This window comes from Paenibacillus sp. FSL W8-0186 (genome assembly GCF_037969765.1).
Taxonomy (GTDB): Bacteria; Bacillota; Bacilli; order Paenibacillales; family Paenibacillaceae; genus Fontibacillus; species Fontibacillus woosongensis.
Genome location: NZ_CP150207.1, coordinates 3,821,861 through 3,834,418, shown reverse-complemented (window position 1 = coordinate 3,834,418; position 12,558 = coordinate 3,821,861). Strand labels below are relative to the sequence as shown.

The 12,558-nt window shown below is 51.9% G+C and carries 9 protein-coding genes; 6 read left to right on the top strand and 3 right to left on the bottom strand.

What is annotated here, in order from left to right; translation table 11 throughout:
* Positions 1–22 precede the first annotated feature (22 nt).
* Positions 23–925, bottom strand: a complete 903-nt coding sequence (locus tag MKX50_RS17325) for an ArsR family transcriptional regulator (protein WP_339157434.1) — start codon at positions 923–925, stop codon at positions 23–25.
* 275 nt (positions 926–1,200) lie between these two features.
* On the opposite strand from MKX50_RS17325, the gene MKX50_RS17320 reads away from it, so the two are divergent.
* Complete coding sequence (locus MKX50_RS17320) at positions 1,201–3,444, top strand: helix-turn-helix domain-containing protein (RefSeq protein WP_213590024.1); 2,244 nt, start codon at positions 1,201–1,203, stop codon at positions 3,442–3,444.
* Positions 3,445–3,546: 102 nt separating this feature from the next.
* On the opposite strand, the gene MKX50_RS17315 is transcribed toward MKX50_RS17320, so the two are convergent.
* Positions 3,547–4,431: a carbohydrate ABC transporter permease gene (locus MKX50_RS17315; RefSeq protein WP_213590026.1), complete on the bottom strand. Its 885-nt coding sequence runs from the start codon at positions 4,429–4,431 to the stop codon at positions 3,547–3,549.
* Positions 4,432–4,825: 394 nt separating this feature from the next.
* On the opposite strand from MKX50_RS17315, the gene MKX50_RS17310 reads away from it, so the two are divergent.
* From MKX50_RS17310 to MKX50_RS17290, 5 genes are all read left to right on the top strand, one after another.
* Positions 4,826–5,731, top strand: a complete 906-nt coding sequence (locus MKX50_RS17310) for a sugar ABC transporter permease (protein WP_339157433.1) — start codon at positions 4,826–4,828, stop codon at positions 5,729–5,731.
* Positions 5,732–5,815: 84 nt separating this feature from the next.
* Complete coding sequence (locus MKX50_RS17305) at positions 5,816–7,330, top strand: extracellular solute-binding protein (RefSeq protein ID WP_339157432.1); 1,515 nt, start codon at positions 5,816–5,818, stop codon at positions 7,328–7,330.
* 101 nt (positions 7,331–7,431) lie between these two features.
* On the top strand, positions 7,432–8,568 hold the full coding sequence (locus tag MKX50_RS17300) for a glycoside hydrolase family 88 protein (protein WP_339157431.1): 1,137 nt from the start codon (positions 7,432–7,434) through the stop codon (positions 8,566–8,568).
* Positions 8,569–8,590: 22 nt separating this feature from the next.
* Positions 8,591–9,958 (top strand): glycoside hydrolase family 28 protein, encoded by a 1,368-nt coding sequence (locus MKX50_RS17295; RefSeq protein ID WP_339157430.1) that lies wholly within the window; start codon positions 8,591–8,593, stop codon positions 9,956–9,958.
* A gap of 75 nt (positions 9,959–10,033) precedes the next feature.
* Positions 10,034–11,617, top strand: a complete 1,584-nt coding sequence (locus MKX50_RS17290) for a glycoside hydrolase family 43 protein (RefSeq protein ID WP_339157429.1) — start codon at positions 10,034–10,036, stop codon at positions 11,615–11,617.
* A 62-nt stretch (positions 11,618–11,679) separates the two neighbouring features.
* On the opposite strand, the gene MKX50_RS17285 is transcribed toward MKX50_RS17290, so the two are convergent.
* Positions 11,680–12,525: an AraC family transcriptional regulator gene (locus MKX50_RS17285; RefSeq protein WP_339157428.1), complete on the bottom strand. Its 846-nt coding sequence runs from the start codon at positions 12,523–12,525 to the stop codon at positions 11,680–11,682.
* Positions 12,526–12,558 lie beyond the last annotated feature (33 nt).

Genomic DNA, 12,558 nt, shown 5'->3' with positions numbered 1-12,558 from the left:
CGTTTCAGAAATTTTCAGTATATCAGCTGTAATAGAGCTCGAACAGTAAATGATCGTTGTAGTTGCCGAAGCCTTTGCCGAATAAAGTAAGGCCTCCGACGTGAACGGCGTCGTCCTCCACGGATAATTTGAAGGTCCACTGCTTGTCCAGAATACCGACATCATCCAAGGTGATATCGGACAATTTGAGGCCGTCCATGAACGTACCCTCACGGGTAATGCGCAGTTTTTTTAGCAGGCCGTATTGATTCGTTTTGTTATGCCACCAGCTCGGCGTATATTTGCCGCGGCTGTCGCCATAATCGCCGGGGCTTGTCCAGTAGCCCAGATTGACTCCGTTAAAGGTGAAGGTAATGTCGGAAGGCCAGTTGTTGTTCGTATCGGGCGCTTCGGAGGCAATTTCCATCGTAATGACCAGCTCCTCCGGCCGTTGGCTTGACAGCAGGAAATTCGGGATTTTATATTCGATGAAGCCTTTGCCGAACCAGAGCACGCCGGCATTGATCCGTTCCTGATCCCAGAAATGCCTTGGGTCATCAAAGCTGCCGATAATATGATTAACCGTAGCGAGGCCGCATGTCGGCTCGATCATGAAGTCCGAGTAATGTCCGACCGGAATTTCCGTACGATGGCATTTTAATTCGTCTTTCTTCTTGCGGGGGATGACGATTTCGATGCTTTCGACGGCAAGCGAGCAAATTTTTTGCAAACCGTTCCGCCCGGGAGCCATCTCGCTGGATACCAGCCCCGCACCTTCAAGCTTGCGTACGTGCATCGTCATAATGGCGCTGCTTAACCCGAGCGCTTCAGCAAGCTCCTTAATATTCATTGGCCGCTCAGCCAGCAGGTTCATAATGTTCAGCCGGACTGCGCTGGATAATGCCTCATATACAGGCAGCGATTGTGCCGTAAGATTTAGCCTCATTTGATAATACAGCCTCCACCATTTTTTATTTATACATATATTATGCGATTAAGGATTATGTTATTTAAATATGTCTAGTTCTATTGTAGTAGATACCGCCCGATTAGGAAAGTCCGCCGCTCCCCTCCATGACCGCATTCTATTGGTATGACTCGGAGTGACCGCCGGATCGATAGAAATCCCTATGTCCCGAAAACAATGTAAGCGCTATAATAGTATCTATCTGAGTATGCGGCAAATCAGCCTCGATCATATTTTCGCCTAAGGAGAGAGCAATGAGAAAGAGCAAGACGTTCTACAACGTGTTCATTTCTATCCTTGTCTTAAGCATCGGACTCGTTGTCGGCTTTGGGAGCTACATTTATATGTCAACCACACGCTCGGTCGCCGAGCGCGTCGGGGAGAGCCGCCAAAGCTTGATCACGCAAATCCGCAATACACTGGAACAGAAAATCCAGACGATTGAATACGCATTCTATACTTACAGTACGACGAAGTCCTTTCACGAAGTGATCAACAGTCCGCTGACGGAACGGGATTTCGAGGCTTACCGGGAACTGAATACCCAGCTGAACTATATCGCCACGATGGGGCTCGAGGGGGTGCAGTATTCCTTAATCAGCCTGAAGCAGAATTGGAGAATTTCGAATGGCTCGCTGTCCCAGCTGTCGAGCGAGGATAGGGAGGAGTTGTACGAGCAGTACATTGATAAAGCAAGCAGGGGACTGTACTGGGTTAAAACGGATGACGGCATTCGCTTTGTGCACACGCTGCCCGTGTCCTCCAAAGACAAGCAGGCGGTCGCGCTGTCGGACATATCCCTGCAGACGCTGAATCATACGCTGCAGACGAAGCCGGATACATCCGTTTATATTCTGAATAAAGAGGGCGAACTGCTATACGCTGCCGAGACGGCATCTGAAATGCTGTCCCCACAGCAGCTCCGGCTCATTAGCCAGCAGGCCGAAAGCGGGACACAGACGGGCAAAGCGACGATTGAAGGCAAGGCGGGCAGTTCTATCATGGCCTTATACGCCAAATCCGACTATAACAATTGGACCTATGTGACCCTGCTCGATCAGAAGGAAGTGAGCAAGGCGCTGGCTGCCACGCGCTATGGTCTCATCATTATGGGAATCGTGATCACGCTGCTGATGGTTATGCTGGCGTACGTGCTGTCGGTGTATCTGACACGGCCCTTCCGGAAGATCCAAAGCAGTTTGGCCATGAGCCCGGAGCCAATGCTGAGGGACGAGGTGGACTGGATCATCCGCTCGATCGACTCTATTGTATCCGAGAAGGAGAGTCTGGAGCATCTGATCGAGCTGGAGAAGCCCAAGCTGGAGACGCAGTTCGTGCTCAATCTCCTTCAGAACCGGTTAACCCGGGAGGAAGCGGGGAAAGGGCTGGAACGATTCGGATATCCGGTAACAGACAGCACGCTTTTCGTCACGATGCTGATCCAGCTGGACAGCTATGGCGAGGGGCAGCCGCCTAGCAAGGACGTGCTGCTGCTGGCTGTAAACAATCTTGTGCAGGAGATCGTTCCCGAACTAGGAAGAATGCTGCCCGTCGTACTTAATGAGCGGACGCAGGCCACGGTGCTCCTCTTTGAGAAGGAAGACGCCGCGGACCTGCGCAAGCAGATTCTGCAGCATGCCAAGAGGATCATCCGGTCTGCCCGGGAGTATTTAAGCACCTCCGTCAGCATAGGCATCAGCGTGCCCTATGAGGATGCGCTGAGCAGCAGGGAGGCTTGCGAGATGAGCCTGGAGGCACTTTATCAGCGGCTGAATCTCGGCAAGGAGTCAATTATCTTTTACGAGGACATCTCCACGGGTATATCCGGGCCGATTCTGCTGCATTATCCGACGGAGCTGGAGGCGCGGCTGTTTGACTCCATTCGCCTTGGAGACGAGCAGGAGGTGGCCCGCTCCTTATATCCGCTGCTGGCGGATATGATGAAGCATAGCTTGAATCCGATGAATCTTGAAGTGACGCTGATCCGCTTCGTTAACAATCTCATTCAGCTCGAGCAGCTTATCGGTGTGGAGGTGCTGCTTACGCCAAGCAACGCTAACCTGTACCACCGGCTGCTGGATACAAGGAATCCCGAAGAGATCGAGCGCATGCTTGTGCATGAGGTCATCTATCCGATGGTCAGAAGCGTCAAAGAGAAGACGAACCAGCAATTCCGCTCGATTGCGGATAAGATCGCCGCGATCATCCGCTCTGAATACGATCAGGAGCTGTCGCTGGAGGCGATCAGCGAGCGTCTTCATTACAGCCCCAATTATTTAAGCAGCATATTCCGCAAGGAGTACGGAACTACCTTCAGCGAATATCTGATGCATTACCGGCTGGAAATCGCCAAAAAGTGGCTGGTGGATACGGATATGACGATCAAGGATATGGCGGAGAAGCTATGCTATCAAAACTCGCAAAACTTCATCCGTTCCTTCCGCAAGAAGGAGCATGTCACGCCGGGAGCCTACCGCAAGATGAAATTAGAGCGCTAAGCCGCGGGGCGCCAAGCATAAGAAGAAGTTCTGGCTTCGCATGATTCATGCGTGATCCAGAACTTCTTTGATTTGAGGCATCCGCTCATAGAATATATTGGCCTAGCCTTTGACCGCTCCGAGCAGCGCGCCTTTCGTGAAATGCTTCTGTACGAACGGATAGGCGATCAGCATCGGAACGGTAGCGACGACGATAACTGCCATTTTGATCGTTTGTGCAGGAGGAACGATGTCCACGGAGGAATTATCGCCTTCCATGCCGCTGGACACGATGACGATTTGGCGCAGCAGCACCTGCAGCGGCCATTTCTCGGAATCGTTAAGGTACAGAATTGCATTCATATATGTGTTCCAGTAGTTGACGCCGTAGAACAACGAAAGGGTTGCGATCGAAGGCAGGGCCAGCGGCAGCATGATTCTCCACAGGATACGGAAGTCGTTGGCGCCATCGATCTTAGCCGATTCTTCAAGGCTTTCCGGCAGAGCTTGAAAGAAGTTCCTCATAATGATCAGGTTGAAGGCGTTGATCGCCGTCGGGATGATCAGCGACCAGTACGAATCGATCAAACCCGCCGATTTGACGACGAGGAAGGTCGGAATCATTCCGCCGCTGAACAGCATCGAGAAAACGATAATAAAGTTAATGACAATCCTCCCTGATAAATATTTGCGGGATAATCCGTATGCCATCAGGGCCGTCAGTGTCATGCTGACGGCCGTGCCTGCCAGCGTAGTGCCAATCGATACGCCGAGGCCTTTAAAGATGGTCGGCGTTGAGAAGATGAACCGGTAAGCGTCAAGCGAGAAGGTCGTCGGGAACAGGACGAATTTCTTTGACACGATTTCCTGCGTCGAGGCAAAGGAGCTGGCCACAACATTCACGAACGGCAGGAGGCAGGCAAGCGCGAACAGGAGCAGGAGCGCATAGTTCACAAAGTTGAAAATCCGGCTTCCCAGCGAGGGCTTCTTAAATGCAAATTTGGACATAGCAGTATGAATCCTCCTTGATAGTAGTCTCATATCCACCATAACAAGCTGGAAATATTCCGTATATAATCATGTCCTATGACTTTAACGGCGGGATTCAGGCATGGAACTTCACGCTGGATCAAGGCAATAATCCTGATCTCCACTCATGATCATCAGCTACAATCCGGGAGGTATCCCGATCATGAATCCTGATCCCAAGCTACAATTTGCCTGGTGCTTAAGGGATTTCGATAGTCTACGATAGCTAATGATTATATACGGAATGACGATTACCGGATATGCTTGGCTCGAACACATGTTAACTGATCAAGGAGGTCGACAGCCGGTGAAGGAAGCAGATTCCTCAGCAATTCCGTTACAAGGCAAACCGCAAGGGCCCAGGAGAATTGAAATGCTTCGTCATTTTAAAAGCCTAAGCAGGAATAAATTGTTATATTTAATGATTCTCCCCGGGTTCGTGTACTTTGTCATTTTTAAGTATTTTCCGATGGGAGGCCTGATTATATCCTTTCAGGATTATCAGCCGTACTTGGGTATCCAGGGAAGTCCATGGGTCGGATTCAAGCATTTTGTTCGTTTGTTTACTGAACCGACCTTTGCGATGCTTCTGCGCAATACGCTGATTTTGTTTGCGCTCGAATTGGCCATATTCTTTCCGATTCCCATTATTCTTGCACTGATGCTAAATGAAGTCAGGCATAAAATGTTCAGAAACTCGATTCAGACGATGGTATATATCCCCCACTTCATGTCCTGGGTCATCATCGTTTCGATCACATATGTATTCCTCAATGTAGACGGGGGCGTCGTCAATGAGATCATCGCCGCCTTCGGGGGAAGCAAAATCAGCTTTCTGACATCCACGGAATGGCTTCGTCCCATGTACATCCTGCAAATCATATGGAAAGAAGCCGGGTGGTCCACCATCATATATTTAGCGGCGATTACCGTTGTAGATCCACAGCTGTATGAGGCGGCTGAAATGGACGGCGCCAGCCGGTTGCGAAAAATATGGCATGTTACGCTGCCTGCGATCCGCCCGGTGATCATTACCCTGCTGATCCTCAAAATCGGCAATACGCTTGAGCTTGGCTTCGAGCATATGTATTTGCTCCTCAACTCGTTGAACCGGGAGATCGGGGAAATTTTTGATACGTATATTTTCACGGCAGGCTTGAAGAACGGACAGCTCAGCTTCAGCACGACAGTAGGCCTGTTCAAGGGCGTCGTCGGATTAATATTGGTTATCCTTGCGAATAGATTGGCCAAAAAATTCGGCGAAGACGGGGTCTATTGACAGTTTTATGTGAATTCTTGCTTCCGCTTGGGAAGAGGAAGATAAATCAAACTTACAAAAAACAATGAAAAAGGGGAAAAGCACATGAAACGGAAAATCGCAAAATTGGCAGCGCTTACGCTATGCTGCAGCCTGCTGCTTAGTGCATGCGGGGGAACAAAATCAGGCGCCAATCCTTCCAGCGGCGCCAGCGCCGACGGAAGGGCATCGATTAGCTGGCTGAATATTTTGCAGACGCCATCGCCGCCGACAGATACCGTGTTGAGCAAAATTGAAGAGGCAACGAATACGGACATCAAATTTTCGTGGATTCCGGATGCCTCCAAAGAGGAACGCCTCAACACATCGCTCGCTTCGGGCTCTCTGGCGGATATCGTCACCCTGACGATACTGGACAACTCATCGGTTCGCAACGCATTGAAAGCCGGCGTATTCTGGGATGTCGCTCCTTACCTGGACGAATACCCGAACCTGGCGGCCATTTCGCAGGATATGCGCAGATCGGCCTCTATCGAGGGCAAGCTGTACGGCGTACCACTGCAGAAGCAGGTGGCGAGGAACGGGGTCATTGTCCGGAAGGATTGGCTGGACAAGCTTGGGCTGCCGGTGCCGAACACGACGGATGAGTTGATGCAGGTAGCCAAAGCATTTACGGAACAGGATCCGGATGGTAACGGCGTCAAGGATACGACCGGATTTATGGACCGCAGCGATCTCGTCTTCGGCGCATTCAAGACGCTCAGCTCCTATTTCGGCACGCCCAGCGTCTGGAGCGTAAGCGAGGACGGGCAAGTCACGCCCGAATTCGAGTCGGAAGGCTATCTCAAGACGATGGATTATATGAAGGAGCTGTACGACAACGGGTATATCAATCAGGATTTTGCCGTTACGGCGAAGACCGATCAGCAGCAGAACTTCGCGCAAGGCAAAGCGGGGATTTACGTAGGTGCCCTCTTCGACAGCAAAAACCTGCTCAATTTGGCCAAGGGCATTCAGGACGATATGGAGCTCGTGATGATAAACGGCATTACGTCTACCGGCAATGAAAGTGACAGAGCCATCTGGTCGACGTCCAATGGCGTCGGAGGCCTGCTCGCCTTCCCTAAATCGGAGGTGAAGGATGAAGAGGAATTGAAGCGTGTGCTGAAATTCGTGAACGATTTAATGTCGGAGGAAGTATACACGCTGATGACATATGGCCTTGAGGACGTTCACTATACGATCGATGAGAACAAAGCGGTAACCATTAAGGATACGAGCCTGTGGCAGCAGGAAGTGCAGCCGTTTGCGGGCTCCCGCCCGAAGGAGAGCGGCTTTGAAATTCATGACTCGGATCCGCTGAGAAAAGAGGCCAATCGCCTGATCGAGGAGAATGAGAGCTTTGCGGTGCTTAATCCGCTGTATTCCTTGGAGTCGCCGACGAATTCGGAACAAGGCTCCGAGCTGCAGAAGATGATTACGGACGCTACGTACAAATATATTCTCGGAAAGACCGATCTGAACGGATTCCAGCAGGCCGTGCAAAACTGGAGAAAAGCAGGAGGCGATAAAATCATCGCCGAATACGAAGCTGCATATAAAGCAGTGTATGGCAAGTAAACGGGCCGCCTTACGGGCATATGCGCCCTAAGCTTTGGCTGTTCCGTCCGCAGCTGCTGCTGCGGCGGAACGGTCTATTTTCCAACAGGAGGATGATCGGCATGGCAAAGATGCATTGGGCGATACGAACCGCGGATTCCATCATGGAACGTACGCCGAAGCTGTATGAGGGCCAGGGCTATCACGGGAAATGGTCCTATGATTACGGGGTGATCCTAAAGGGATTCGAACGGTTGTGGAAGATGAATGGGGATGAGAAATATTTCGGGTATATTCGCGATAATATGGATTACTTCATTCAGGAGGACGGCTCGGTGAAGGGCTACCGGCAGGATGAGCATAACATCGACCACCTGAATAACGGCAAGCTGCTGTTCGTACTGCATAAGGAGACCGGCGAAGAGAAATACGCACGCGCTGCGGCATTGCTCCGGGAGCAGTTGAAGACGCATCCGCGCACGTCGGAAGGGGCTTTTTGGCATAAGCGGATTTATCCTTACCAGATTTGGCTGGACGGTTTGTATATGGGGGCCCCTTTTTATTTGGAATATCTGCTGAACTTCGAGCAGGAGGGCGATCTCGCCGATGTAACCAGGCAATTCATCCTTTGCGAAAGGCATACGAAGGACGAAAAAACGGGACTCCTCTATCACGCCTGGGACGAGCAGCGCGTGCAGCCTTGGTGTAACCCGCAGACAGGGCAGTCGCCGAATTTCTGGGGAAGGTCACTCGGCTGGTTTGTGATGGCGCTCGTTGATGTCCTCGAATTGCTGCCGCCGGAGCACGGCGACTTCAATGAGCTAAGGCGCATTCTGAACGAAACGTTAAGCGCGCTAAGGAACTATCAGGATGCCGGTTCCGGCGTCTGGCACCAAATCGTCGATGCTGGGGGCCGCAAAGGAAATTATTTGGAGGCTTCCGCCTCCAGCATGATCATGTATGCCATAGCCAAAGGCCTCCGTCTCGGCCTACTTGGCTCCGAATGGATCAGTTCGCTGGATCATGCCTACGCCGGCCTGATTTCGGAATTTGTGCTGGAGACAAAGGAGGGCTGGGTCAATCTGAACAAGACCTGCCAGGTAGCCGGCTTGGGCGGCGAAGACCGCCGCGACGGCACCTATGCGTATTATATCAGCGAGCCGATCATTACGAATGACCAGAAGGGGCTTGGCGCCTTCCTGCTGGCTTGTACAGAATACGAGTATTTGGAGGTTGAAGGGCGCGCGGCGCATCGATAATCTGACGAAGGAGACAGAGGGTATGCTTGTTTTTAACATAGATGATTATGGTGCGCGCAAAAATAGCTCCGAGCTGTCGACGGCAGCGATTGCGGCTGCCATCGCCGCTGCGGAAGAGGCGGGAGGAGGCACGGTGTGCGTCCCGCCGGGCTGTTACCGCACTGGCGCAATTATCATGAAGAGCAGCATTGAGCTTCATGTTAGTCCGGGAGCGACACTGTCTTTCAGTGATCACCCGGATGATTATCCGGTGGTGACCTCCTGCTGGGAGGGCGTGAAGCAGGAGGTATACGCCTCATGCATTTTCGGCCAGGATCTAGAGAATGTGTCCGTAACTGGCTCGGGCAGGCTGGAGGGAAACGGGCAGGCCTGGTGGGACAAGCATAGGAACCGCCGCGGGGAGCTTGCTTATCCCCGTCCCAAGCTGATCAGCTTCGATGGCTGCCGCCGGGTAACGATCAGGGATGTGTCACTGGCCAATTCACCAAGCTGGACGGTCCATCCGGTTCGTTGTCAGGATGTTACGATCGATAATCTGTCCATCTTCAATCCCGCGGATTCGCCGAATACAGACGGCATCGATCCCGAGTCCTGCACGAACGTCCGCATCAGCAATTGCCAAATTGACGTAGGGGACGACTGTATCGCTATTAAGGCGGGGACCGAGGATACGGAAGCCCGGGTTCCTTGCGAGAACATCACGATTACCAACTGCACGATGATTCACGGGCACGGAGGTGTTGTGATCGGGAGTGAAATGAGCGGCGGCGTGCGGAATGTCGTCATTTCGAATTGCGTGTTCAAGCAAACCGACCGCGGCATCCGCCTGAAATCCAGGCGCGGACGGGGCGGAGTCGTCGAGGATATTCGGGTGAGCAATATCGTTATGGAGGACGTCATTTGCCCGTTCATCCTGAACCTGTATTATTTTTGCGGACCGCGAGGCAAAGACCAATACGTATGGGACAAGCATCCGCATCCGGTTACAGAGGAGACACCATGCTTTCGCCGGATTCATTTCGCGAACATTACCGCGCGAAGGGTGCATGCCGCCGCCGGATTTCTGTATGGGCTGGCTGAGCAGTATGTTGCGGAGGTGACCTTTGATCAGATCGATATTTCGATGGCTGAGAACGCTACGCCCGGACAGCCGGCGATGATGGCGGGCATCAAGGATATGAGCAGCCGGGGCTTCTTCCTCGGGAACGTACGAGATATCCGCTTCCGGAACGTAACTGTGGAGAACCATGCAGGGCCGGCCTTTTATGTCGAAAATGGCGAACGGGTCACTGTGGAGAATTGCGAATCCCGGAATACGAAGCAAGCAGAGCGGTTGCTGGAGCAAGTCACCTTGCCTCCCCAGGAGAGCTTGGGAGGAACCGGAGATTGACCTGAAATACGGCTATGGTGAGATGCTGGGGTAGAGCTCATGCATATAAAATAAAAAGTTATGGAGGGAGCCATCTTGATTTCGGATAACAGAAACACAGGAGTAATCCGCAACCCGGTACTGCCGGGCTTTAACCCGGATCCCTGCATTATACGGGCCGGGGACACTTATTATATTGCCGTTTCCTCGTTTGAATGGCTGCCAGGCGTCAGGGTGTACGAGTCGGCCAACCTGGCGGAATGGGAGCATTGCACGGATATTTTGACGGACCAGGTTCAGCTGCAGGGTAATCCGAAGAATTGCAGCATCTGGGCGCCGCAGCTCAGCTATCATGACGGCTTGTTCTATCTCATGTATACGGATGTTAAGAGCACCAAGCGTCCTTTTAAGGATTGCCATAACTATTTAATTACCGCCCCCTCCATCCATGGGCCTTGGTCGGAGCCGGTTTATCTGAACAGCAGCGGCTTCGATCCGTCCCTGTACCATGACGAAGACGGCCGCAAGTGGCTGTTGAACGCCCTGTGGGATTACCGCATTACGGAAGGCAATAAATCGAGCGGTATCGTCATTCAAGAGTACGATTCGAAGCAGCGGAAGCTGATTGGAGCGCCGCAGAAGCTGTTTGACTGCACCCCGCTGAAAAAGACGGAGGCCCCGCATATTTATAAGCGTAACGGCTACTACTACCTCATTACGGCGGAAGGAGGCACAGGCAGCGGCCATGCGGTGACCGTCGCGCGTTCCAAGGAACTGCTCGGGCCGTACGAGGTCGATCCGCTTAACCCGATGCTGACCTCCAGCGGCAAGCCTGAAGCAGAGCTGCAATGCGCTGGCCATGGCAGCCTGGTGGAGACGCCCGAAGGCGAGTGGTACATGGCTCACCTGTGCACCCGTCCGCTGGAAGGCCAGTATGCCATCCTTGGCAGGGAAACGGCGCTTCAACAGGTGTATTGGGATGAGGAAGGATGGCTTCGGTTGACCTTCGGCGGCAATACGCCGCAAGTAGAAGTGCCGCTGCCTAAAGGAGCGGCCATCAAAGGCGGGATTCGGGCAGAAATTGTGGATGAGTTCAACGGTACTAAACTGCATCCGCGCTGGAATACTCTCCGAATCATGGCAGATGAAAGCTGGTGCTCGCTCTCCGAGCGCCCGGGCAGCTTGCGAATTCATGCAGGCGAATCCGCCCAGAGTTTGTTCAGCCACCATATCGTGGCCATCCGGCAGACGCATAAGTCCTTTCGTGCCGAGACGGCATTGGATCATGAGCCGACGCTGTATTTGCAAATGGCGGGATTGATGCTGTATCTGAATGAGGACAATTATTGGTACGCCTATGTGAGCCATGAAGAGGGACTAGGCAGGGTGCTGAGACTGCTGCGCTGCGAGCGGGATGAATTTACCCTTGAGCCCGTCATAATCGATTTAAAGGAAGGACCTGTTCGCTTGGCCGTGGAAGTATCCGGAGTCAACGGCCAGTTTTTTTACCGCGGAGAAGGGGCAGCAGCATGGCAGCCGGTTGGACAGCCGCAGAACATCAGCTTTCTGTCCGGCGGATTTACCGGTAATTTCATCGGCATCGCTGCCCACGATATGAATCAGTTTAAAGGCAGTTATGCCGATTTTCATTATTTCCGGTATGAAGGCCGGGACGAATAGACCGCCGAAAAGGCTCTGAGATGCAGCAAAGCTGTCAGAGGACAAGTCCTTTGACAGCTTTTTTAATCAAACTTGGACGGGGGAACGTTATAGTATTTTTTAAAAGCCTTCGAAAACGTAAACGGATCGGGGTAGCCAAGGAGGCTGGCAATTTCCTGAATCGTATATTTTTTTAAGTTTAGATAGTCCCTCGCCCGGTTCATCTTAATTTGGTAAATATATTGTCCCGGAGTAATACCCAATGTCTTTTTGAAATAAGTGATGAAATATTTCTCGGATATGCCGACAAGCTGGGCGAGCTCACTCATTTTAATCGATTTGTGCAGGTGGCTGTGAATATAACTGAATACCGGCTGCAGCACGTCCAAATTCCGCTCGGCTGTTCTTGGCCTTCTCCCGTTCAGAAATGTGCCGGTATATCGGTCTTGTCCATAGAGCTCAATGATTTTGGCGATGACAGCCATTAGACAAGCTTTTAAATATAGACGGTTCCCCGGCATGTTGTCTAACTGATTCGATTGCATGAAGGCTTTGCCGAACAGGATGGTTTCCTCCCGAATCAGCTGCTCCGGTATAATTCCCGAGAGCGGAAAGTCGCTCAGAATTCGCTGCTGGTTGCCTATTTCGAAGTCGAAATGCACGTAAATAAACCGGCACCCCTGATCGGTGGTAGAAGCCATATAAGGAATTCCCGGATAAAAAAAGACCACATCTCCTGCTCTGGCCTGATGTTCGATTCCATCGATACGAATCGTAACGATTCCGGATTGTATGAACCAAAGATCGTAGTCGATATGCGCCTTATGCTCGACCCACTTCCCGTCATGGGCCAGCGCAAAAACAGACTTCATTCGCAGCGAGATCAATTCCGACAGCTCATTGAGAATGCCCATGTCCTTCATTTTCATATTCATTGTCATCCCTTTACTATAAGACATATT

What these genes read in the sequence shown, in the direction of transcription:
- MKX50_RS17325 (WP_339157434.1), bottom strand. Translation starts at nt 925, where the DNA reads ATGAGGCTAAATCTTACGGCACAATCGCTGCCTGTATATGAGGCATTA.
- MKX50_RS17320 (WP_213590024.1), top strand. Translation starts at nt 1,201, where the DNA reads ATGAGAAAGAGCAAGACGTTCTACAACGTGTTCATTTCTATCCTTGTC.
- MKX50_RS17315 (WP_213590026.1), bottom strand. Translation starts at nt 4,431, where the DNA reads ATGTCCAAATTTGCATTTAAGAAGCCCTCGCTGGGAAGCCGGATTTTC.
- MKX50_RS17310 (WP_339157433.1), top strand. Translation starts at nt 4,826, where the DNA reads ATGCTTCGTCATTTTAAAAGCCTAAGCAGGAATAAATTGTTATATTTA.
- MKX50_RS17305 (WP_339157432.1), top strand. Translation starts at nt 5,816, where the DNA reads ATGAAACGGAAAATCGCAAAATTGGCAGCGCTTACGCTATGCTGCAGC.
- MKX50_RS17300 (WP_339157431.1), top strand. Translation starts at nt 7,432, where the DNA reads ATGGCAAAGATGCATTGGGCGATACGAACCGCGGATTCCATCATGGAA.
- MKX50_RS17295 (WP_339157430.1), top strand. Translation starts at nt 8,591, where the DNA reads ATGCTTGTTTTTAACATAGATGATTATGGTGCGCGCAAAAATAGCTCC.
- MKX50_RS17285 (WP_339157428.1), bottom strand. Translation starts at nt 12,525, where the DNA reads ATGAAAATGAAGGACATGGGCATTCTCAATGAGCTGTCGGAATTGATC.